Genomic DNA, 22,659 nt, shown 5'->3' on the forward strand with positions numbered 1-22,659 from the left:
CCGCGCGGCCACGCGGATCATCAACCGAGATCGACGGTAGCGCACAAAAGTTCGAGTGGACTGCACGGTAGCGTCGATTTCGCTGAATACCGGCGATGACAATCAGGGCATGCGGGTGGTATGTCCACGTAGACTCGTCCCGACACCAACAGGATGGGACGCATGAGTCACCCCGACACACCAAAAAACCAGTTCGGCGTCGCCTCGGTACTGCTGGGCCTGGTCGGACTCCTCACCTGCTGGTTGCTGCTTGGTGTGCCCTTTGGCATCGCGGCGGTGGTGACGGGCGACATCGCCCGGCGAAGGGTTGGCCGCGGGGAGGCGAACAATCCCCGAACCGCCGTGGCCGGCATGGTTTTAGGGGCGATCGCGATAGTGGCGGGTCTCGTCGCCATCGGCTACTACGCCCAGTTGGACGCCCGGAAGCACTGACGCGCAAATCAATTGCGCGGCAGCCCGAGTACGCGTTCGGCGATGATGTTGCGCTGGATTTCCGACGTACCGCCGGCGATAGTCGCGGCGAAGGTGCGGGTATACCGGTCGAACCAGCTGCCGTAGTGGCTGTCCAGGTTGAGCGGCGCGAACGGGGCGGTGACCGCACGCAATGCCAGTCCGTCGCCGTCCTTGGCGTTGAGGACATCCTCACCGGCGCGTTGCATGGCCTCCGAGCCGAGCAGCTTGAGTACCGACTGAGCGGGGACGTCCTCTTCGCCGCGCGCGGCTTTGGCCAGCGTCGCCGACCCCAGCAGCCGCATCGCATAGAAATCCATCACCATCGTCGCGTAGTGATCCCGCTGCACCGGACCCGAGGGGCTGGACTCGACGGTCAACGCGTGCAGCATGTCTGCGTAATCCAGCCACAGCATCGCGCGTTCATGGCCGAGCGAACCAGTCGCGACGCGCCAGCCCGCGTTGAGCTCGCCCACCAAGTTCTCGGCCGGCACCCGTGCGTCGGTGAAGAAGACCTCGTTGAAGTCGACGTCTTCGATGTCGCCCACCGAGGCGAACGGGCGGCGGACCACACCGGGGGTCGCGGTCGGAATCAGCAAAGCGCTGATGCCCTTGTGCTTTGGCGCGTCCGGATCGGTGCGCACGAATGTCAGCAACACATCGGCGTGATGGGCGCCCGATGTCCACACCTTCTGCCCGTTGACGACGAAGTGGTCACCGTCAAGGACCGCGCGCGTCTTCAGCGAGGCGAGATCCGAGCCCGCGCCGGGTTCGCTCATACCCAGCGACGCGGTGATCTCCGCCCGCAGGATCGGCACCGCCCAGCGTTGCTTCTGCTCGGGTGTGCCGAACGACAGCAATGACGCCGCGATGATGCCCACACCCTGCGGGTTGAAGCTTTGATAGATGCGGCGCCGCGACAGCTCTTCGTGGTACACGTATTGCTGCAACAGCGTGGCGTTGCGGCCGCCGAACTCCGGCGGATTACCGGGCTGTAGCCATCCGCTGTCGAACAGCAAGCGCTGCCATCGGCGGGCCCACTCCGGGATGTCCGAACTCGACTGGGGTCGCACGAACGCCTCGGCCTCGGAAGGCAGATGTGCGTCTAGGAAGGCCACGAATTCGGCTCGGAACGCCTCCACCTCGGCGTCAAACGTCAGCTGCACAGCACTTCCCGAGATGGTCCTGAGCACACCGCGCCGTCGGTAGATCCAGGTTTCCGCCGCCGACGCGGTTCGCTCTTGCGGTTAAGCTTCCATACAAACGTCTGAGAGAATACTATTCTCGTGGTAAGAAAGTTACAATCTCCGACACGTGATCCGTGAGGGGGTCGAGCGCAGCGATGTCACGGCGTTCTCCGGTACAGTCCAACCATGTTCTCCCCTCGCGGCAATCACCTGAGTCGGCCGTGACCAATCCAAGCGAAGAGCCGGCCTGGAAGCAGCGCGCCGTCGAAAGGTCCATCAAGACGGCGAAATTGCGTGCGGCGCAGCGTGTTCAGCGCTTTCTCGACGCGGCCCAGGCCATCATCATCGAAAAGGGCAGCACGGACTTTACCGTGCAGGAGGTCGTGGACCGCTCCCGCCAGTCGTTGCGCAGCTTCTACCTGCAGTTCGACGGCAAGCACGAGTTGCTGCTGGCGCTCTTCGAGGATGCCCTGAGCCGATCGGCCGACCAGATCCGCGCGGCCACCGAGAGCCAAACCGATCCGTTGGAGCGGCTACAGGTCGCCGTTCAGCTCCTGTACGAGGCATCGCGCCCAGACCCGACGGCCAAGCGTCCGCTGTTCACCGACTTTGCCCCTCGGTTGCTGGTGACGCATCCGGCCGAGGTCAAGGTCGCTCATGCACCGTTGCTCGCGTTGCTGACAGAACTGATGGACGCGGCCCACGATGCCGGCAAGTTGCGCAACACCATCAATCCCAAGCGGGTGGCCGCCATGGCCATGCAGACCGTCATGTTCATCGCGCAATCCAGCGGCGGGCCCGACGACGCGACGATGCACCCCATCACCGCCGAAGAGGTGTGGGACTTCTGCTCACGCGGATTCGTCGCGTAGCACACCCGAAGACGGCGCGATCCTCTCCATCTCATGATGAGCAAATAGCGCACGGCGTTTGCCGGTGAGAATGAGATTCTCTAATATCTAGAACCACAGATAGCCGAAACGGATTCGTCATTGACACCCGTGACGGCGCAATGACAGAGTTCAAGGGCGGCAAGGCCCGCGGTCCTCCGAACGCGTTTGTTCTCCGCTGAGGCGCGCCGATCAGATCAAGTCAGGAGTTGAGGTAGCCATGACCGGACGTGTTGAGGGCAAGGTCGCTTTCGTCACCGGAGCGGCACGCGGTCAGGGCCGCAGCCATGCGGTGCGGTTGGCCCAGGAGGGCGCCGACATCATCGCTGTCGACATCTGCAAGCCGATCCGCGAGGGCGTGGTGGACACCGCGATCCCGGCGTCGACACCCGAAGACCTCGCCGAGACCGCCGACCTGGTCAAGGGGCACAACCGCAGGATCTTCACGGCCGAAGTCGATGTGCGCGACTTCGACGCGCTCAAGGCGGCGGTGGACAACGGCGTCGAGCAGCTCGGCCGGCTCGACATCATCGTGGCCAACGCCGGAATCGGCAACGGCGGCGAGACTTTGGACAAGACCAGCGAAGAAGACTGGACGGAAATGATCGACGTCAACCTGTCCGGGGTATGGAAGAGCGTGAAGGCCGGTGTTCCGCACATCCTGTCCGGCGGCCGCGGTGGCTCGATCATCCTGACCAGCTCGGTGGGCGGGCTCAAGGCCTACCCACACACCGGCCACTACGTCGCTGCCAAGCATGGCGTCGTCGGTCTGATGCGCGCCTTCGGAGTCGAGTTGGGGCAGCACATGATTCGCGTCAACTCCGTGCACCCCACGCACGTGAGCACCCCGATGATCATGAACGAGGGCACCTGGAAGATGTTCCGACCCGACCTGGAGAGCCCCGGTCCCGACGACATGGCGCCGATCTGCCAGATGTTCCACACACTGCCGATTCCCTGGGTCGACCCGATCGACATCAGCAACGCGGTGCTGTTCTTCGCCTCCGACGAGTCTCGCTACGTCACCGGCGTGACCCTACCCATCGATGCGGGTAGCTGCCTGAAGTAGCCGTCAGAAGGGGCTGCTATTCGACTGCCAGTCGGCCGATTCGGGTCGCGGCCCGTAGCGGGCGACGTAGTCCTCGTGCATCCGCGCCTGCTTCCGGCGGGCGATCGCGTCGACCAAATTCGGGTCCAGTCCATGGACTGCCAGCCGGTGCCGCCGCCAAACCTTGTTCAGGGCAAGCGTTATCAGCAGAGCCCAGATGTACAGCGGCGCGGTCATCTCCGTGTGCACGTAGAGCGAGGCGGGCAGCAGCCAGAATGGAGCAAGGACCAGCAGGGGTGGGATGGCCCACCTGATCATGTGCCGGCGGACGGCCCCCTCCCCGGCCAGGTCTCGTGCCACCCAGGTGCGCATCGAGTCGGGCAGTCGCCGGCCGTAGGAATAGCCGATCCGCTGCCAGAGATTGGGTTTCGCGTCGGGCATGGGGGCTCCTCAGGGTGATGTCAGGATTGCAATGCGCCGGCCGCCACGGCGGCGGCGTTGATGCGGGTGAGGACCTGATGTAGGTTCTCGAGTTCGGCCAGCTCGACCCCCAGCCGTGCGACGACGGCGGGCGGAATCTCAAGTGCTCGCTCCCGCAAGGTGATTCCGCGCTGCGTGAGCATCACGTCGGTGGTGCGCTCGTCGCCAGCATTCTTGGCGCGGGTGATCAGCCCCTGCCCCTCCAAGCGCTTCAGCATGGGCGACAGCGTGGCGGAATCCATCTGCAACGCGGCGGCGATCTGCTTGACCGACAGCGGGAACTGGTCCGCCGCGGGGGCCTTGCGGTGATCCCACAGTGCCAGCATCACCAGATATTGCGGATGGGTCAGGCCGAGCGGCTCCAAGAGGGGCCGATACACCGCCAAGACCGCCCGGTTGGTCGTCGTCAGCGCGAAACACACCTGGTGTTCGAGGGCTAACGGATCGATGTCACGCGCGGTGGGGGCGGCCATACTTGTATGGTGCCCTAATAGTTAGGCCACTATCCACATGATGTCTCTCACAGCGTCCCCGGCGCGAGTAATACGCTCGGAATCTATGGACGATTTCGAGGGACGCGGCGCAGTCATCACCGGCGGTGCGAGTGGGATCGGTTTGGCCACCGCCACCGAATTCGCCCGCCGCGGCGCCCGCCTGGTGCTGGCCGACGTCGATCAGTCCGCGTTGGAACGGGCCGTCGCGCAACTGAAAGCCGAGGGGTTCGACGCGCACGGAGTGGCGTGCGACGTGCGGCACCTCGATCAGATGGTTCACCTGGCGGATGAGTGCTTCCGGCTGCTGGGTCAGGTCGATGTCGTGTTCAGCAACGCCGGCATCGTCGTCGCGGGTCCGCTCGCGGCGATGACGCACGAGGACTGGCGCTGGGTGATCGACATCGATCTGTGGGGTTCGATCCATGCCGTCGAGGCGTTCGTGCCGAGGTTGATCGAGCAGGGCAGCGGCGGCCACATCGCCTTCACCGCTTCCTTTGCCGGGCTGGTGCCCAACGCCGGACTCGGGGCGTACGGCGTTGCCAAGTATGGGGTCGTCGGACTGGCCGAGACGCTTGCCCGGGAAGTCAAGGACAACGGCATCGGCGTCTCGGTGCTCTGTCCGATGGTCATCGAGACCGGGTTGGTCGCGAACTCGGAACGAATTCGCGGCGCGGATGACGGGCTCGCGTCAGCGCCCGACCTGACGAGTGGATTCGGACAGCTCCCGCCGACGCAGGATGACACAGTGTCGGTCGATGGCGTAGCGCGGCTCACCGCCGACGCGATTCTGGCCAACCGCTTGTATATCCTGCCGCACGAGGCGGCCCGGGCCTCGGTCAAGCGCAGGTTTGAGCGCATCGATCGCACCTTCGACGACCAGGCCGCCGAAGGGTGGAAACACTAACCGGACGGGCCCAGCCGGTAGTCCCCGGTCCGCGGATCGTGGTACCAGCCGCCGGCGGCGTTGGTGCCGCCGTCGACGTGTAGCGTCTGCCCCGTGAGATAGACCGACATGTCGGAAGCCAGAAACACTGCGGTGCCGGCGATTTCGTCGACATGACCGGGGCGTCCGAGCGGCACGATATCGCCCATGGCGCTCGTCGCGGCGTCGCTGTTGAGCGCGGTCAGGCCTTCGGTGAGGGTGATGTCGGGTGCTATCGCGTTGAGCCGGATGCCGTCTGACGCCAATTCCAGCGCCGCGGATTTGGTGTAGTTGATGACGCCGGCCTTGGCCGGCGCGTAGGCCGCGTAGCCCGGCGCGGCGCGCGCGCCCTCGATCGACGTCAACGAAATGATGCTGCCGCCGACGCCGGCGGTCACCAACTGCCGGGCTACTCGCTGCGTGCAGAGCAGCACGTGTCGCAGGTTCGCCTTATACAGTGCTTCCCAGCCGTTTTCGCTGGTATCCAGCAACGGCGAGGAGAACACACCGCCGGCATTGTTGACCAGAATCGTGGGCGTGCCGAGTTCGGCGGTGGTCCGCTGCAACGCGGCGTCCAACTGATCGCTGTCCCGAACATCGGTGACAATCCCAAGGGCGCCAATGGATTCGGCTGCCTGCGCACAGGTCTGCCGGTCGCGCTCCCAGATCGCCACCCGAGCACCGAATGCCCCATCCCGGCCGCGATACCTCGCCCGATGCCCGCTCCCCCACCCGTCACCACCGCGACCCGGCCGGTAAGCAGAATATTCGAGGGATCGATTGCCATGGTCGATCAACTCCTCGCGCGCGTGGCCGGTGCGCGGCCGATCACGCCGTCGGATTCCAGGCCGGCGATGTCCGAATCGGACAAACCCAGCCCGGATAGCAGCTCATAATTGTGCTGCCCCAGCAGCGGCGCATGCTCGGTGTGGAACTTGTGGGGCCCGGCTGAGAACCTCATCGGCACGGTGCTGAGCCTAGCCGGACCGTTGACCGGATGGTCGACCTCTTCGAAGAAATCCCGGAACGCCAACTGCTCCAGTTCAGTTTGACGATGCGGTTGCATGACTTTGGCCACCGGCACGCCGGCATCCCACAGGGTCTCGACAATCTCGTCGCGACTGCGGTGGCCGCACCAGGCAGCGAGTCGCTCATCGATGGACTCCTGGTGTGTGCGCCGGCCGGCTTCGGTCGAGAGCCCGGGATCGGTTGCCCAGGAGGGCGATTCGAGGGCTCGGCCCAAACCGTCCCACTGGTCGTCGGTGGCGACCGCGATGGCGACCCAGCAATCGAGCCGGCCGAATTCGTCGATGTCGGCGCTGAGGTAGAGGTTCTGCGGCGCGGCGGTCGGCCCCCGATTGCCGACGCGCTCCAGCAGGGCGCCGTATGCCGAGTACTCGATGACCTGCTCGGCGGAGATGCTGAGTGCGGCGTCGACCATCGCCGCTTCGACGAATACGCCTTCGCCTGTGCGGCGCCGGTGCTCGAGTGCGAGCAATATCGCGTTGAGCGCGTGCACACCGGCGTTCGGATCACCGATCGAATAGGGGTCATACGGCGTGCGATCCGGGTAGCCGGTAAGCCAACTCACACCGGAAGCGGATTCGATGACGTAGGCGAATGCCGGGTTGTCACGCCACGGGCCTTGGAGACCGAACCCGGGCATCCGCACCATCACCGTGTCCGGCCGAATCGATTGAACGGTGGCGAAATCCAGCCCGATCTGGTCCAGCACTCGCGGCGTGAAGTTCTCCACGATCACATCGACCGTCGCGATGAGCTCGCGCAGCAATTCGCGACCGCGCGGACTCTGCAGGTCAAGAGTCAGGCTTTTCTTGTTGGTGTTGAGGGCCTCGAAGATCGGCGACTTCTCCCACCACTGGTCCTCGCTGATCGGTATGCCGGCGATCATCCGTGTGCCATCCGGGCGGCGGGTCGATTCGACGTGGACGACCTCGGCACCGAGCAAGGCCAACGAATGGGTACAGCAGGGTCCCGCCCAGAAGGTCGTCATGTCCAAGACCCGAAGCCCGCTCAGGGGCAGAGCTTTCGCCACACCGGCCGGCGCCGGTCGCGCCGGAAGGTCCGCGGCGCGGTAGTACTCGGTGTGCTCTCCCAGCCGCGGCGCCGGCTGCGGCGGGCGCAACTGCGCGGGTCGCATCCGATATGGGTGACTCGGCTGCTGGAACCCGTCGCGCGGATTACGCACAAATGAATCACGTTCCACGAACTGATCGAAGGATGCGACGTTGGCGCCGTTGGCGACCGGCGCGTTGGGAATACGGAATGCCGAGGCCAGTTCCCGGATTTCGTCGACCGGGATGCCGGCCAGCCAGGAGAAGATCTCGTCGGCGTGGATGTTGGCCTGCTCGGTGATCGACAGCGGCGATTCCTCATCGATCCACTCCGGATGACCGACCATCGCGCACAGGTCGAACCATTGCTGCGCGGTCCCGCAGCCGAGATCCACCAGGCCATCTTGGGCCTGAGCCACTCCCGGAATCGTCGGCCGTCGCATGTCTCGCCACGGCCGGCCGAGCACCTCGAAATAGGTAACCGGGTAATAGGTGAGGCAGAGAATCTGTGCCTCTAGCATCGAGAGATCCAGCAGTTCGCCTGCGCCGCCGTCGATTCGACGCCATCGGGACACCAGAGTGGCCGCGCTTGCGTAGACGCCGGCCAGATATTCGCCGACCTGACCGCCGACGAAGACGGGTGGACGTTCCTGCTCGCCGCGGCCGAGCCCGACGATTCCGCCCGACCACGCCTGCAGAGTGAATTCGGTAGCCGGGCGGTCTCGCCAGGGACCTTCCAGCCCGAAGGGGGTGATTGAGGTGACGGTGAGATGCGGGTGGCGGCCGTGGATGGCGTGCGGCGTAAAGTCCGAGTGCTCGGCCACTTTCGAGCCGGCCGACCACACCACCGCGTCGGCGGAGGCCAGCAGCCGGTTCACCAGCTCGGTATCGTCGTCGCCGGCGGGATCGGCCACGACGCTGTGTTTTGCCCCGGCCAGGAAGCTGAACAGGGCGCCGTCTCCGCCGGCCGGGATGGTGGCGCCCGAAGCCGACCACCGGCGCAGCGGATCACCCTCTGGCGATTCGACTTTCACGACGTCGGCGCCGCCGTCGGCGAGCAACTTGGTGCAGTAGGCGCCGGCTATACCGGTGGACAGGTCGACGACGGTATAGCCGAGTAGTGGCGCTTCGACGCGGTGTCGCGTCACTATTTCTTTCGCTTCGCTTTGGGGTCCTTGTCGGCACGCGCCTTCTTGCGGGCTTTCTTGCTCAGCCGCCATTCGGCGGGGAACTTATCGTCGTTGTCCTTGACAGCATCGCCCAGGCCCCGCTTCATCGCGTCGTCGAGCATCAACTCGTCGCCGACGTCCGGGCGCACGCTGGCGCCCATCGACTCGAAGACGCCGCTGAGCATGCTGCCCAGGTATTCACCCTGGAACTGCTTCATGATCTCGAAGAAGACCTTCTGCATGAAGACCGTGTCGGTGGGTCGGTTACTGGCGCAGGCCAGCGCGTATTTCTCCACCTCTGCCTCGAGTTCATCCCGCGGCACCACGCTGTTGAGGAAGTTGCAGTCATACATCTCGGCGGCGGTGAAAGACCGCCCGGTGAACACCATTTCCTGAAACTTCCGGATGCCCATGGTCTGCGCCCACCACCACATGCGTGGACCCCAGCCGTAGTACCGAAATGACGGATGCCCGAACAGTGCATCGTCGCTGGAGATGGTCGGCGCATTGAGACAGTCCGGCCGGTCGAACGTGATCGTCGCGATCCGCGTCGTGGCGTCTTTCTGGTACCGAATGATCTCTTCGGCCGCCGGCTCGGAGGGCTCGGGCATGGCTAGGACTGCCAGAACGGGCTCGCGGTAAGCACTTCGGCGCCGTCCGCGGTGATCAGGACCGCTTCTCGTCCGAATACCGCGCCGACTCCTTCTTCCCACACGTAGCCCGTCACGGCCAGCGCCATTCCCGGCTCCAGGCGTTCCTCGGCCGCGGTGGTAGGCAAGTGCTTGGAAATGACGGGCGGGTCGAACCCCATGCCCAGGCCGCGGGCCACCGGCATCGGTGGCTCGGGCTCACCCGCGGCCTCGTAGGCGGCGAGCAGTTCGTCCGCTCCCGCACCGGGCCGGCAGGCGGTGATCAGCTTGTCCCACAAGCGGTCCCAACGCGCATGCAGGGCCGCCTCGCCGCTGGGCGCACGCCGGTTGTCGGCGGGCCAGGTCCGGCCCACTTCGCCGACGTAGCCTCCCGCGAGCACCCCGGCGGAGAACGCCACGAGATCGCCGTCCTGGATACGCCCGTCGCCGTGGGCGCGCCGCCACGGGTGCTTGCGTGACGTCACCCATGCGACATCTTGATTCGACGGCGTGCTCACACCGCCGGCCGCGGAGGCCTCTAACAAGACGCCGGCCAGCGCCTGTTCGGTAATCCCTGGCCGCAGTTCGGAAACCGCTGCCGCCAGCGCCGACTCGGCCACCGCGACGGATTCCCGCAGCGCGGCGATCTCCTCGTCCGTCTTGATGCGGCGCGCGGCCCGCATGGCCAGCTCGCCGTCGACCAGCCGCGCGTTGGGAAACGCTGTCGGTAGGAGTTGCGCGAAAACTGGGGATAGCGCGTCGGTTCCGACGCGCCGTGCGGTTGCCGCGCCGTCGATGCGCTGCAGCGCCGCCATCGTGTTCATCGGGTTCCACGAGATGCCGTAGAGGTTCTCGTGCGGGATGTCATCGGGAACGCCCTCGTCCCAGGTGCTGAGGAGGTGCACGGCGCCGGTCTCACGCACCAGCACGCAGGTCGGGCCGAACGGCCGGGTGCCGGCGACCCACAGTTGCGGAGCCCCGGTGACGTAACGGACATTGGCTTGCCGGCCGAGGACCAGTACGTCGAGATCATGTGCCGCCATCTGGGCCAGCGCCCGCCGGCGGCGCCCGAAGCGCAGCGTGCGCTCGTCGGGCAGGACTTCAGTTGCCATAGGGGTCATAGGGGTAGTCGGTCAAACGGATCCAGCCTTCCTCGGTAATCACCAAGACCTCTTCGCTGCGGTAGCCGCCGGTGCCGTCCTCCCACACCACGGGTTCCAGAACCAGCACCATCCCGGATTGCAGGACGAAATTCTCGTCGAACTCCTGCCCGAGATCGGTTCCAATCATTGGCATTTCGGCCGCGTTGACGCCGATTCCATGGCCGAGGTAGAAGTGTGGCAGCCACGGCTTGGTGCCGCCGTTGGCCTTGATGGCGGCGCGGCCCAGATCCGCCGCGGTGGCACCGGCCTTGGCGACGCCGAGAACCGCGCTCATGATCCCGAACCATTTGTCGAACTGCGCCTGCTGACGCGGGGACGGATCCCGGCCGACGATCCAGGTGCGCCCGAAGTCGGAGCAGTAGCCCTGATAGGTGATGCTGACGTCGGTCCACAGCACGTCACCTTCGCCCAGCTCGCGCTCGGTGGTCAGGAGCGGCAGCGCCAAATCGCCGTGCGTGGTCCACACTCCCTCCGCCTTACTCGGCGGCATCACCTGCCAGATCGGCTCGAGCATGCTGGCCGTGGCGCCCAGTTCGAAAGCGCGGCGCAAAAAGCTTGCCGACAAATCGATCTGACGGATGCCGGGCGCCAGGCGCTTCTGCACCTCGACCATCGCCTCGTCGGTGATCCGGATTGCGGTGCGCATGCAAGACAATTCGTCCGGCGTTTTCACCGACTTGGCGGCGCTGACGATGGCCCCGGCGTCAACGGGCGCACCGCCCGGGAACAGGAGCTTCGTGGAGCGCGACATGGCGCCGGTGAGCTCGTCGACCGCGACGACCGCCGTGGCAGGAATGAGATCGGCCAGCTGACGCGCGAAATGTTCGACGCCCTCGTCGAATTCGAGATAGACGGGCCCGTGCAAGTGATCGACGGGCAAGTCCGCTTCCTGCGAGGCTCCCTCCCGGAAGGGCAAAAACAGGTGCGGAAATTCGTCGTCGGCGAGCACCACGGCCACCGGCCGTTCGACGTAGGACAATCCGGCGTCTCCGAGTGGCCAGCTCGCACCGGTGGCATAGACCACCGCGTTGTTGCCCAGCAGGATCATCGCGTCGACGCCGCGCTCGGTCATCGCCGAACGCAGCCGGGCCCCCGTCTCGCGGCGCAGGCGGGTCAGGTCTGCTGTTTCGGGTATCAGCAGTCCGTCGCCGGTGTTGGCGTCCAGTTGCGCGAACGTCGTCACTACAGACCCAGAAACTTCGTGACGTTGTCGCTGACGATCTTCACCGCGTTCTCCGGACCCACCGCGTCGACGACGGCTTTCAGCGATTTCTCGGAATAGCCGAAAGTGCTTTCGTTGTGCGGATAGTCGCTGGACCACATCACCTTGTCCACCCCGATTTGGTCGATCAGCTGCAGGCCCAGTGGGTCGACCATGAACGACGCGCTCATGTGGGTGTCCCAGTAGTGGCGGACGTCATGCTGCAGCGGCCGGTTGAACATGTGCTGGTAGGAGGCGACCAAGTGCTCGGCGTCCTGCAGCGCCCACGGCACCCAGGAGATGCCGCCCTCGAACCAGCCGATCCGCAACCCGGGATGGTCGTCGAGAATTCCGCCGAAGATGTACTTGGAGAACGTCTCCCGGAATCCGTCGATATTGATCATCATGCCGACCACGACGCTGTTGAACTCGGTCGGGCTTTTCGGCGGCGTCTCCCCGATGTGATGCGCGACCGGAAGACCCGCGGCCTCGATCTCGTCCCACACCGGCCTCATGGCAATGCTGGAGTAGTCGATCGGGTTGCCGTCGTCACCCTTGCCGGGATTCAGCGGCATCAAGAAGGTCTTCAGCCCCAACGACTTGAGCTCTTCCAGAGTCTTCCTGGTGCCCTGCGGGTCCCACCAGTTGATCAACCCGGCGCCGTAGAAGTGGCCGTTCGAACGTTCTTGGAGCTCGGCGATGTATTCGTTGTAGATGCGGAAGGCGAGCTCGCGAAGCTGCTTGTCCGGGTAGTGAAACAGCGCCAGCACCGCGTTGGGGAACGCCAGTTCCTTCTCGACGCAGTCGTCGTGCAGCTCTTGGATCCGGGCCTCGATGTTGGTGCTCGCGGCACCGGGAAGATCGTCGTACTGCATCAGCACGGCGCTGAAGTCGCCCGGCAGGAAGGACTGTCCCTTGCGTCCGACTTGGTAGGCACCGTCCTCGTACCAGATCCGCGGCGCCTTTTCCTTCAGGTCGTCCGGAAAGCGTTGATAGAAGATGTCATCCGCCAGCGAGATGTGGTTGTCTGCCGAGAAGACCACGGTCCCCTGCGGCAAACCGACATCGCTTCCCGCTGCGTGCCCACGTCGATCCTTCGGAGCGCCATAACCTCCGGGCGGGTAAAGCGTGCTTGTTCGAGTCGTCATCATTGACCCTCCATTCGGATCCGCAATTTTAAAAAGTAGCGAGCTGGGCTACCAGGTCACCGGCAGTTCGTAGACGCCGTAGGCGAGTCGGTCGTCCTTGAACGGAACCTCCTCGATCGGAACGGCGAGTTGCAGGGTGGGGATGCGCCGGGCCAGGGTGTGGAACACGATCTGCAGTTCGGCGCGGGCCAGCTGCTGTCCCACGCACTGATGCCGGCCGTAGCCGAACGCGACGTTGCGGTCGGCGCCCGAGCGATGCAGGTACAGCCGGTCCGGTTCGGCAAACGCGTCCGAATCCCAGTTGGCCGGGGCCAGATCGATGATGATTCCCTCGCCGGCACGGATCGTCTCACCGGCGATGTGGATGTCGTCGAGCGCGACGCGGCGTTGGCCGTTTTGAATGATGCTGAGATAACGCAACAACTCCTCCACCGCACCGGCGAGGACTTTCGGGTCTTCGGCATCGCGGATGACGGCCAGCTGGTCGGGGTTTTCGAGCAGGGCGAGCACACCGAGCCCGATCATGTTGGAGGTGGTCTCATGCCCGGCGATCAGCAGGCCGGTGCCCAGCTGGGCGGCCTCTTTCACGCTGAGCTCGCCGGCCTTGACCCGCTCGGCGAGGTCGGAAACAGCGTCCTCGGCCGGATTCTCCATCTTGGCCTCGACCAGCTGGGCAAGGTATTTGTGCAGGCTCATCGCGCCTTTGACGGTGTCCTCACCGGTGGCGTAACGCGCGAGCCCGACGTTGGCGTGGTGCTGGAACATGTCGGCGTCTTCGTAGGGCACTCCCAGCAGCTGGCTGATCACCAGCGAGGGCACCGGCAGGGCCAGAGCGGTGACGATGTCGGCGGGCTGCGGTCCGGCGAGAATCGCGTCGATGTGGTCGTCCGTAATCTGCTGGATGGTCGGGCGCAGATTTTCGACGCGCTTGAACGTGAAGGGCTTCGACAACATGCGCCGGAACCGGGTGTGCTCATCACCGTCGGCGGTGAAAACCGACCGCGGGCGCTTGTGCACCGTGGACAGCATGCCTTCGTTCCAGTGCGGGAATCCGGGCTGCCGGTCGTCGACGCTGACCCGGGAATCCGAAAACAGCTCGCGCACTTGCTCGTAGCCGGTGATGAGCCACGGCGTGCTGCCGTCCCAGATCCGGACCCTCGACAGCGGCCTGGCTTGCGCTAGTGCCATGACATCCGGTGGCGGGGCGAACGGGCAGCGCGGCTCCCTGGCCATTGGGTAGTCCGGGATATCGGAGGTCTGCGCAGTTGCAGTGCTCGTCAGTGTGTCTGTCATCTTTTTCACTCCTCGAGGTGGATGGCCAGCGCGGGGCACGCAGCCGCCGCCCGCCGCGCGCCATCGGCCCGCTCGGGTGGTGGATTGGGGTTGAGGAGGACGACGACGCCGTCGTCATCGCGCTGATCGAACACTTCGGGAGCATTCATCACGCAGTTCCCCGAAGAGGCGCAAACATCTTGGTCGACAGTCACCTTCATCCGCGAGTCCTTCACTCGTACGCCGTCACGGGCGCCAACCACAGGCCCACGACCGCGTCGATGAGCCCGGATGCCGCAGCCCGCCATGAACGGTGGGACGCCAGTGCGCCTGTGGCAAAAGCGCGTTCACGGTCGGCACAGGTGTGCATCAACAGGTTTCGGGCCATGATGTTGCGTTCGAAGTGCACCTCCGCCGGCAGGTTGGGCAGGCAGCGGTTGAAGCCGTCGACGACTTGCACCAGCGACGGCGAGCTGAGCGCGCCTTTGACGACGATGTTGTAGTAGGCCGGATCTGTCATGGCCTGGGCAGCGAAGCGCGCGTACCAGGTCGGGTTTCCGAGCTGCTCCAGGTGGTCGGTGAGCGGGCGCACCAAACAGGCCACCCAGGACCGCAATTCGTCGGACCCGCCCGAGGCCAGCAGGTCGGACACCATCTGCTCGCGGAGCTGCTCGACGGGTCCGCGGTGCTTGTGCTCGATCGCCCGCACCAGGTCGGCCTTGGTGCCGAAGTGATAACCGACGGCGGCGTTGTTGCCCTGGCCGGCGGCCTCGCTGACCTGCCGGTTGGACACCGCGAACATGCCGTGCTCGGCGTACAGGCGCTCGGCCGCCACCAGGATCGCCTCCTGGGTGGAACTGGCCCGCTCGGTGCGAACGGTCCGGCCGGCGGTGGTCATTGGATCAGTCAACCTCGTGTCAGAGTTTAAGTCAAGCGATTGATTTAAATTGGGCTCTGGTTTGCGCTGCGGCCGCAGCCGTGCGTAAGCCGAGCGTGCTGCATCGTCGCGCCGGAGCCTTTCGGCGATGTCAGCCGTGCTTCTTGGATCGGATCGGCTTGCCCGCCACGGTCCCGCCGTCGACCGGCAGCACGGTTCCGGTGACGTAGCGCGAACGGTCGGTCGCGAAATACAGCGCCGCCTCGGCGACGTCATCGGGAGTGCCCTCGCGCTTCAGCGGCCGATCCTCCCGCATCGTCTCGCGGATCCGCGCCTCGAACTGCCTCAGCTGTTCGGGGTCCATGCCGGTCCCCGACTTTCCCAAGATCGGCGTCGGTATGTTGCCGGGCGCGATGGCGTTCACCCGAACCTCGTGGTAAGCCAGCTCAATTGCCGCGGCCTTGGTGAACTGAATGACGGCCGCTTTGGACGCGCGATAGATCATCACGCCGCCGCCGGCCTGGATGCCGCCGATCGAGGTGATGTTAATGATCGACCCGCCCCCGTGTTCGGCCATGTGCCGCGCGGCATCTCGGGTTCCAGCCATCACGCCGAGCACGTTGACCCCCATCACACGGTGGAAATCGCTGAGGTCGTCGTCCAGCAACTTGCGCAGCGGGCTGGAAATCCCGGCATTGTTCACCATGACGTGCAGGCCGCCGAACTTCTCGACGGCACCGGATACCAGCGCTCCCACCTGTTCGGGGTCGGAGACGTCGGTCTGCCGGAAGACGGCGTTGGCGCCGAGCGACTTCGCCAGCGCCTCGCCGCGATCGGTCTCGACATCGGCGATGACGACCTGCGCGCCCTCGGCCACAAAGCGCTCCGCGAGACCGCGGCCGATACCGGACGCCGCGCCGGTGACGATGGCGACCTTGCCGTCCAATTCGTTAACCACACGACGAGTTAATCGGCGCATGCCGCGTTAAGTCAAGCAATTGATTTAACGACACCGCGGGCGAAGTCCTCCGAGATCGCTATGACCAAGCGCTATCGGGGTTCCGGCCCGCCGACGTCTAGGCCATGCTGAGAAAGCCAGTTCGTCGGGAAACTTGAAAGGCGTGATCATGAAGGTGTTGGTAATCGGTGGCAGCGGGCTGATCGGGTCACAGGTCGTCGCCAATCTCACCGAGCTGGGACACGTTGCGGTTCCGGCATCGCCAAGGACGGGCGTCAATTCCGTGACCGGCGAAGGTGTTGCCGAAGCGATGGCCGGAGTCCACACGGTTGTGGACGTGTCCAACTCGCCGTCCTGGGCCGACGACGACGTCCTGAACTTCTTCACCACCTCTACCGGCAACCTGCTAGACGCGGAGCGGGCCGCGGGCGTGCAGCATCATGTCGCCCTGTCGATCGTGGGCGCCGACCGGGCGGCCGAAAGTGGCTACATGCGAGCCAAAGTCGCGCAGGAAAAAGTGATCGTGGAATCGGGATCGTCGTATTCGGTCGTGCGGGCAACTCAGTTCTTCGAATTCGTTGACGGCATTGCTGATTCGTTCACCGAGGGTGATACGGTTCGTGCCCCGCACGGTGCGTTCCAGCCCATTGCCGCCGCGGACGTCGCCCTTGCGGTCACCCGTGCGGCGACGGGCGATCCGGTCAACGGGGTGATCAATATCGCCGGTCCCGAAAAGCATGGTATGGACGATTTCATCCGGACCCGGTTGGCGGCGACGGGTGATGCGCGCACGGTGGTGACGGATAATGATGCCCGCTATTACGGTGCCGTGCTCGACGACCGCAGCATCGTTCCCACCGACGGCGAAGAAGTGGCCGTCTACCCCACCACCTTCAGCGACTGGATGGCTGCGCAGGCACCGAGCGGTGCCCAATAAGAGCTCTTCGGCGAAGACTCCGATAGAGCACGGCTCGGTCCACATACGTTTGCGCACAGCGACATTGACGTCATCCAGGCCCCGGTCTGGATGCGCGCATGCGGCGCGCGATGCTCGGGAGGCCTAGCGTGGGCGGTTGCGCTCCGCCTAGCATCCAAGCAGGAGAACGTTGGGTTGAGCAAAAGACGAGGAGCACCGATTGCCGTGCAACCCACTAGTGGCGTTCCCTTCGACAGAACTCGGCTCACCAGGCGCGGTTTCATGGCTGCCGGCATCGCCGGTGGGTTGGCGCTGACAGCATGCAGCCAACCGAAGACGGAGCGGTCGGGCAGTGCCCGAATGGCCGCGGCCATCGCCGAAGCCGAGGCCGCCCGTCCGCATCGTGGCCGCACCGTCACCGCCAAGCTGACGCCCCAGCAGGCCCAGGTCGACATTGGCGGGCCGATCGTTCGCACGCTGGCCTACGGCAACAGCATCCCGGGCCCGGTGATCCGCGCCAGCATCGGTGACGAGGTCGTGGTCACGGTGTCGAACGGGCTCGATCATCCGACGTCGGTGCATTGGCACGGTATCTCCCTGCGCAACGACATGGACGGCGCCGAGCCGGCCACACCCGACATTTCACCCGGCCACGACTTCACCTACCGGTTCTCCGTACCGAATTCGGGTACCTACTGGGCACACCCGCACACCGGCCTGGACGCCGACACCGGTCTCTATCTCCCGGTCATCGTCGACGACCCGACCGAGGGCAACTACGACGCCGAATGGATCGTCGTCCTTGATGATTGGACCGATGGCGTCGGAAAGAGTCCTCAGCAGCTCTACAGCGAACTGAGCAACCCGAACAAATCCCCGCAGACCACGCCCGAAACGACGACGTCGACCACACCGACGACGACCGAGACGACGTCGACCAGCCCTAGCACCTCGACGAGCCCAGCATCGCCGCCCTCGGCGGCGGGCGTCGGTACCAGCGATCTCCTCGGCGGCGACGCCGGCGACATCGCCTACCCGTACTATCTGATCAATGGCCGAATCTCCGCTTCTCCCATGGCGTTTAATGCCAAGCCCGGCCAGCGCATCCGCATCCGCTTCATCAACACCGCCGCCGACACCACCTTCCGGGTCGCGCTCGCCGGCCATGCGATGACGGTGACTCACACCGACGGCTATCCCGTGGTCCCCACACAAGTCGATGCGCTGCTCATCGGGATGGCCGAACGCTACGACGTCATCGTGACCGCCGCGGATGGCGTCTTTCCTCTGGTCGCGGTCGCCGAGGGCAAGAACGGCTTGGCGCGCGCATTGCTCTCCACGGCCGCCGGCAGCGGACCAGACCCGCAATTCCAGCCGGGCGAGCTCACCAAGCGGGTGGGCACCGTCGAGATGTTCACGGCCACAACACCGGTCAACCTAGGACGGCCCGATCCCAACCTCAACCTGCCGGTGCTGCTGGGCGGCAACATGATGCAATACAACTGGACGATCAACGATGCGCCCTACGGCAAGACCAATCCTCTGCACGTCCACCAAGGCCAACGGCCCATTATCACGTTCGACAACACCACGATGATGTATCACCCAATTCACCTGCACGGGCACACGTTCCAGGTGATCAGGGCCGACGGCAGCCCGGGCGCGCGCAAGGACACCGTAATGGTGCTGCCGAAGCAGAAGCTTGTTGCCGTTCTTGTTGCCGACAATCCCGGCACCTGGGTGATGCACTGCCACAACATCTATCACCAGGTAGCAGGAATGATGACCCGCCTGGACTACGTCTTCTGACGTTCAGGCTGCGCCCAAAAAATCTATCAGCAGCTGGTTGACCACCGAGGGCTGCTCAATCTGGGGGCAGTGTCCGGCCGTGTCGACCACAACCGAACGGGCCCCGTCGATCTGCTTGGCGATCTCGACGGCCCAGCCGGCCGGAAGGAGCTTGTCGTCTCCCCCTTCGACGACAAGCGTTGGCACGCCGATGCGTTCGTAGGCTCGTGTGGTCGACGGGGTCGCGGACGGCGTGGCGCCGGGGCGGCGGAACCTGGCAGCGGCGATCGCCTCCCATGCCCCCGGCGCGGTGCTCGACTCGTGGCGGCGGCGCACGTAGTCGTCGTCGGCGGGATAGCCGGAGTCGAAGAACAGCGCTTCGACGATGCGGCGCATCGCCGGCAGCGTCGCGTCATAGTTCTGCAGCGCCTCGAAATGCTCGTTCTGCTGTATCTCCCCGCCGCCGCAGATGATCACCAGGCTGCGCACTGGTAGCAGCGGTGTGCCCGACGTGGCGTCGGTGAGCAGATTGATGGCTCCCATCGAATTGCCGACGAAGTGCGCCGAGTCGACACCGAGCAGTTCGCAAAAGCGCGCCACGTGCCGAATCCGCATGCCACGGCCATCGACGAAGTCAATGACCTTGGCGGACTCCCCGAACCCCAGCTGATCAGGCGCCAGGACCCGGTAACGCGCGGCAAGCGCGGCGAAGTTGTGTTCCCAGCCGAGCTCGGCGCCGGCACCGAACTCCCCACCGTGCAGCAACACCACCGGGTCGCCTTCGCCGGCTTCCAGATAGCTGGTGGTGAGCCCGTCAACCGAGATGGTTTTACGCTGCATCATTTGATCGCGATCGGGTTCACCGGTGAGCCCACTGCCCCAACGACTCTCAGCGGCGGGGCGACGAGCTGAAACTCGTAGACGCCGTCGGCAGCGCAGTCGTCGGCCAGCGCGGTGAGATCCCAGTACTCACCGAACATCAGACCCATGTCGCGCAGGCAGAGCAGATGCAAGGGAAAGGTAAGCCCCTCGACGCCCGAGACCAGGTCTTCGACTTGGAGATTGTCGGCCGCGACGGCGGCGATCTCGTGGTCGTGCAGCCACTGGGCACATCGCCAGTCCAACCCGGAATAGCCTTCTGTCTTGTTGCCGGTCATGAGAAACCTTGCCCACCAGCCGGTCCGAATAAGCACGATGTCGCCCCGGCCGATCGTCACCCCCTGCGCGCGCACCACGTCATCCAGCTCTTCCGGCGAGATCGGGTTTCCGGCTTCCAAGAAGACGTCCGCGTTCCGGTGACGAACCAGGTCCAGTAGCACGCCCCGTGACGTGATGCCCTTGCCGTCGACCTTGTCGATGCCGCAGCGGTATGCCCCCAAACTGGTCACCGAATCGGCCGGGAAGCCGTTGTAGAGGTGGCCGTCGTAATAGACGTGGGACAACGCGTCCCACTGGCTGGCCGCCTGCAACGGCATGATGATGATGTCGTCGTTGAAGCGGAACGGGTTGTCTGCGGTCATGTAGCCGCTCAGCTGCTGCGCCACCGGGTTACTCGGCCAGTCGGGCCCGTACCTGGCAAGGGTGTTCACATCGCCGCCGTCCACCGTCATCACGTGGATCGGATTATGCCGAAAACCGAAGGCGCCCTGCGGTCCCGACGAGCCGAAGTCCACGCCGAGGGGAAACACTCTCCCGTGCCGGACCAGACTCGCGGCCTGGGCGACCTTGTCCTCGGTGATGAAATTCAACGTGCCGAGCTCGTCGTCATCACCCCAACGGCCCCAGTTACTGACGTCGCGAGCGGCCCGCCGAAAGTCGGTCATACTGGCCACGGAGCACGCCCTTCCTCGAGTTCACGCGCGATTGCGGCGCCCACGTTCCCGCCGTCGACCCATAACACCTGGCCCGAAATATAGCTAGCGGCACGGCTATTCAGAAAGAGCAGGGCCGAAGCCTGCTCGGCGGGGCCGGAAACGCGGCCCAGCGGCTTAGGAATGTCGTCGAGGAAGTCCTGTCCGTACGCCGCGCGCAACTGGTCCAGGATCGGCGTCTCGGTGACCCCGGGACCGGTGCAGTTGATGCGGATTCCCCGCGCGCCCAGCGGCGTGGCGCTGCGCATGGCGTACAGGATGATCGCTTCCTTCGACAACTGATAGCCGGTGCCGAGCGCATCGGGATGCCCAGCGCACCAGTCGATACCCTCCCGCATCGTCGCGGTACGCAGCAGCGGCGCCACGTCCCGCAGATGCTCCCGATACGCGGCCGCCGCGAGCGATGACACGCTGACAATGGACGACCCCGCGACCATCTTCGGAATCAGCGCCTCGGTGGCGTGGCGCATCCCCAGGAAATTGATGGTCACAACGAGTGGCGGATCGCCGATCCCGGACGACACGCCCGCGACATTGAACAGCGCATCGATTTGTCCCGTTACCGCCGCGATCGCCGACTCGATCGATGTCTGATCGGCCAGGTCGACCTCATGAAACTCGTCGATCGCGAAATCCGGCCGCCGTTTGTCCAACCCGATGACTTCGGCCCCGAGCTCGGTGAGCTGCGCTACCACGTGTTCGCCGATGCCGGAGGCACATCCGGTCACCACCGCACGGCGGCCGTCGTAGCGCCACAGCTCGTCGATTTCTCCCAAGGCTCGCCTCGAAATTCTCCCGACTCAGATGCCGTCCGGCACTACTTTTGCTGTTCCTTTGCGCGCTGCGCCGCCTGAACGCGACCTTCGTTGATCTCCGCCATGGCCTCGGGGATCTCGCTGGCGGTGAACTTACCGCCACGACCAGTCGGGAGTCCACCAAACGAGTAATCCTCGTCGAATTGCGGTGCGGTCGATTTCGGCCGACGCGCCTCCACCTTCTCGATGACCGGCTCCAGCCGCTTCGTCTTTTCCGCCACGGCCTTTGCGTCCCGCTCGATGAATTCGGGGAGCACCTCCTTGCCCATCAGCTCGATGGATTCCATGGTGCCCTCGTGGCTGCGCGGGTTGAGCAGCAAGATGATCTCGTCGACCCCGCTCTCTTCATAGCCGCGCAGGAACTCGCGCACCGTGGCCGGAGAGCCGATCGCGCCCCGACCGGGCCCATACGCCAGTGTCGGATCCTTTTCCACCTCTTCGAGATACCGCTGCCACACTCCGGTCCGCCCCGGCGTGTGCACTCCCGTCATGTAGTAGTGCATGATTCCGAACGAGAAGAACCCGCCGCCCTGCCCGAGCCGCTGCAGGGCCTGCTCATCCGTTTTGGCCACCATCATGGACAGGTCACCGCCGATGGCGAGGATGTTGGGGTTGATCCGGGGAGTGACCGGGACGCCGTTCTCCTCGAACTCCTTGTAGTAGCCGTTGACCCGCTCGGTCAGCGGACCGGGACCCGTGTAGGCGAAACTCAGGGCGCCGATCGCCTTTTGGGCCGCCATCTGCACGCTGGCCGGCCGCGTGCAGGCGACCCAGACCGGCGGGTGCGGCTTTTGCAGCGGCTTGGGAACGACGTTGCGCGCCGGCATCTGGACGTGTTCACCGTTGAAGCCGGTGAACGGCTCCTCGATCATGCAGCGGATCGAGACCTCGAGGGCCTCTTCCCACTGCGCCCGCTTGTCGGCGGGATCGATGTTGAATCCGCCGAGTTCGCCGACCGATGACGATTCCCCGGTGCCGAATTCGACGCGGCCGTTGGAAACGAGGTCGAGGGTGGCGATGCGCTCGGCTACCCGGGCGGGGTGATTGACCGCCGGCGGCAGGTGCATGATGCCGAATCCCAGCCGAATGTTCTTGGTCCGCTGGCTGGCCGCCGCCAAGAAGATCTCCGGTGCCGTCGAGTGGCAGTACTCCTCGAGGAAGTGGTGCTCGGTCAACCACACGGTGGAGAAACCCGCTGTGTCCGCGGCCTCGACCTCGTTGAGACAGTCCTGCAACAAGACATGTTCGTCATCGGGCGCCCAGGGCCGCGGCAGGGCGAATTCGTAGAACAGTGAGATTTTCATCG

General features: G+C 65.0%; 22 protein-coding genes and 1 pseudogene. 6 read left to right on the forward strand and 17 right to left on the reverse strand.

Annotated features, from left to right (window positions below; genetic code table 11):
- Positions 1-162 precede the first annotated feature (162 nt).
- On the forward strand, positions 163-432 hold the full coding sequence (locus VFW69_RS03770) for a DUF4190 domain-containing protein (RefSeq protein ID WP_526498313.1): 270 nt from the start codon (positions 163-165) through the stop codon (positions 430-432).
- Positions 433-440: 8 nt separating this feature from the next.
- On the opposite strand, the gene VFW69_RS03775 is transcribed toward VFW69_RS03770, so the two are convergent.
- Positions 441-1,616, reverse strand: a complete 1,176-nt coding sequence (locus VFW69_RS03775) for an acyl-CoA dehydrogenase family protein (RefSeq protein WP_526498315.1) — start codon at positions 1,614-1,616, stop codon at positions 441-443.
- A gap of 242 nt (positions 1,617-1,858) precedes the next feature.
- Here VFW69_RS03775 and VFW69_RS03780 point away from each other — a divergent pair, with 242 nt between their 5' ends.
- Both VFW69_RS03780 and VFW69_RS03785 read left to right on the forward strand, forming a co-directional pair.
- A complete protein-coding gene (locus VFW69_RS03780) occupies positions 1,859-2,509 on the forward strand; it encodes a TetR/AcrR family transcriptional regulator (protein ID WP_526498317.1) in 651 nt (216 codons plus the stop codon).
- Between the two features lie 238 nt (positions 2,510-2,747).
- Complete coding sequence (locus VFW69_RS03785; protein ID WP_526498319.1) at positions 2,748-3,596, forward strand: mycofactocin-coupled SDR family oxidoreductase; 849 nt, start codon at positions 2,748-2,750, stop codon at positions 3,594-3,596.
- A gap of 3 nt (positions 3,597-3,599) precedes the next feature.
- Here the strand turns inward: VFW69_RS03785 and VFW69_RS03790 are convergent, their stop codons facing one another.
- Both VFW69_RS03790 and VFW69_RS03795 read right to left on the reverse strand, forming a co-directional pair.
- Positions 3,600-4,016, reverse strand: a complete 417-nt coding sequence (locus VFW69_RS03790) for a DUF5313 family protein (protein ID WP_526498321.1) — start codon at positions 4,014-4,016, stop codon at positions 3,600-3,602.
- Between the two features lie 20 nt (positions 4,017-4,036).
- Complete coding sequence (locus VFW69_RS03795) at positions 4,037-4,528, reverse strand: MarR family winged helix-turn-helix transcriptional regulator (protein ID WP_526498323.1); 492 nt, start codon at positions 4,526-4,528, stop codon at positions 4,037-4,039.
- Positions 4,529-4,613: 85 nt separating this feature from the next.
- Here VFW69_RS03795 and VFW69_RS03800 point away from each other — a divergent pair, with 85 nt between their 5' ends.
- A complete protein-coding gene (locus tag VFW69_RS03800; RefSeq protein ID WP_526498325.1) occupies positions 4,614-5,453 on the forward strand; it encodes an SDR family NAD(P)-dependent oxidoreductase in 840 nt (279 codons plus the stop codon).
- Here the strand turns inward: VFW69_RS03800 and VFW69_RS03805 are convergent.
- The 10 genes and pseudogenes from VFW69_RS03805 to VFW69_RS03850 all read right to left on the reverse strand — a co-directional run bounded on the left by VFW69_RS03805 (position 5,450) and on the right by VFW69_RS03850 (position 15,963).
- Positions 5,450-6,258 (reverse strand): annotated as a pseudogene (locus tag VFW69_RS03805) (SDR family NAD(P)-dependent oxidoreductase). The gene VFW69_RS03800 and the pseudogene VFW69_RS03805 sit on opposite strands and share 4 nt — an antisense overlap.
- A 6-nt stretch (positions 6,259-6,264) precedes the next feature.
- Positions 6,265-8,694 carry a CaiB/BaiF CoA transferase family protein gene (locus tag VFW69_RS03810; protein WP_526498327.1) on the reverse strand — a complete coding sequence of 810 codons (2,430 nt, stop codon included), beginning with the start codon at positions 8,692-8,694 and terminating at the stop codon, positions 6,265-6,267.
- Complete coding sequence (locus tag VFW69_RS03815) at positions 8,694-9,326, reverse strand: enoyl-CoA hydratase/isomerase family protein (protein ID WP_526498328.1); 633 nt, start codon at positions 9,324-9,326, stop codon at positions 8,694-8,696. The genes VFW69_RS03810 and VFW69_RS03815 overlap by 1 nt, the downstream gene beginning before the upstream one ends.
- A 2-nt stretch (positions 9,327-9,328) precedes the next feature.
- A complete protein-coding gene (locus tag VFW69_RS03820; RefSeq protein ID WP_526498330.1) occupies positions 9,329-10,456 on the reverse strand; it encodes a M24 family metallopeptidase in 1,128 nt (375 codons plus the stop codon).
- A complete protein-coding gene (locus tag VFW69_RS03825) occupies positions 10,446-11,690 on the reverse strand; it encodes a M24 family metallopeptidase (RefSeq protein ID WP_526498332.1) in 1,245 nt (414 codons plus the stop codon). Before VFW69_RS03825 ends, VFW69_RS03820 begins: the two co-directional genes overlap by 11 nt.
- The gene (locus tag VFW69_RS03830) at positions 11,690-12,751 is read right to left on the reverse strand and encodes an amidohydrolase family protein (RefSeq protein ID WP_526498334.1); all 1,062 of its coding nucleotides are present in this window, start codon (positions 12,749-12,751) and stop codon (positions 11,690-11,692) included. The genes VFW69_RS03825 and VFW69_RS03830 overlap by 1 nt, the downstream gene beginning before the upstream one ends.
- A 153-nt stretch (positions 12,752-12,904) precedes the next feature.
- Positions 12,905-14,149: a cytochrome P450 gene (locus VFW69_RS03835; protein WP_526498336.1), complete on the reverse strand. Its 1,245-nt coding sequence runs from the start codon at positions 14,147-14,149 to the stop codon at positions 12,905-12,907.
- A 5-nt stretch (positions 14,150-14,154) separates the two neighbouring features.
- A complete protein-coding gene (locus VFW69_RS03840; RefSeq protein ID WP_526498338.1) occupies positions 14,155-14,349 on the reverse strand; it encodes a ferredoxin in 195 nt (64 codons plus the stop codon).
- Between the two features lie 11 nt (positions 14,350-14,360).
- A complete protein-coding gene (locus tag VFW69_RS03845) occupies positions 14,361-15,026 on the reverse strand; it encodes a TetR/AcrR family transcriptional regulator (protein ID WP_526498340.1) in 666 nt (221 codons plus the stop codon).
- A 130-nt stretch (positions 15,027-15,156) separates the two neighbouring features.
- Positions 15,157-15,963, reverse strand: coding sequence for an SDR family NAD(P)-dependent oxidoreductase (locus tag VFW69_RS03850; RefSeq protein ID WP_526498342.1), 807 nt, complete (start codon positions 15,961-15,963; stop codon positions 15,157-15,159).
- A 169-nt stretch (positions 15,964-16,132) separates the two neighbouring features.
- On the opposite strand from VFW69_RS03850, the gene VFW69_RS03855 reads away from it, so the two are divergent.
- Positions 16,133-16,900: an SDR family oxidoreductase gene (locus VFW69_RS03855; RefSeq protein ID WP_526498344.1), complete on the forward strand. Its 768-nt coding sequence runs from the start codon at positions 16,133-16,135 to the stop codon at positions 16,898-16,900.
- Positions 16,901-17,161: 261 nt separating this feature from the next.
- Entirely contained in the window at positions 17,162-18,688 is a 1,527-nt protein-coding gene (locus VFW69_RS03860; RefSeq protein WP_526498346.1) for a multicopper oxidase family protein, read from the forward strand.
- A gap of 3 nt (positions 18,689-18,691) precedes the next feature.
- On the opposite strand, the gene VFW69_RS03865 is transcribed toward VFW69_RS03860, so the two are convergent.
- From VFW69_RS03865 to VFW69_RS03880, 4 genes are read right to left on the reverse strand one after another with little or no spacing between them, the layout of a single operon-like run.
- Positions 18,692-19,510: an alpha/beta fold hydrolase gene (locus VFW69_RS03865; protein WP_526498348.1), complete on the reverse strand. Its 819-nt coding sequence runs from the start codon at positions 19,508-19,510 to the stop codon at positions 18,692-18,694.
- Positions 19,507-20,499, reverse strand: a complete 993-nt coding sequence (locus tag VFW69_RS03870; protein WP_526498350.1) for a cyclase family protein — start codon at positions 20,497-20,499, stop codon at positions 19,507-19,509. The genes VFW69_RS03865 and VFW69_RS03870 overlap by 4 nt, the downstream gene beginning before the upstream one ends.
- On the reverse strand, positions 20,487-21,314 hold the full coding sequence (locus VFW69_RS03875) for a coniferyl-alcohol dehydrogenase (protein ID WP_526498352.1): 828 nt from the start codon (positions 21,312-21,314) through the stop codon (positions 20,487-20,489). The genes VFW69_RS03870 and VFW69_RS03875 overlap by 13 nt, the downstream gene beginning before the upstream one ends.
- Positions 21,315-21,355: 41 nt before the next feature.
- Complete coding sequence (locus VFW69_RS03880; protein ID WP_526498354.1) at positions 21,356-22,657, reverse strand: LLM class flavin-dependent oxidoreductase; 1,302 nt, start codon at positions 22,655-22,657, stop codon at positions 21,356-21,358.
- Positions 22,658-22,659: the final 2 nt, after the last annotated feature.

The sequence above is a fragment of the Mycobacterium sp. genome (genome assembly GCF_036273375.1).
In the GTDB taxonomy this organism is placed as follows: Bacteria; Actinomycetota; Actinomycetes; order Mycobacteriales; family Mycobacteriaceae; genus Mycobacterium.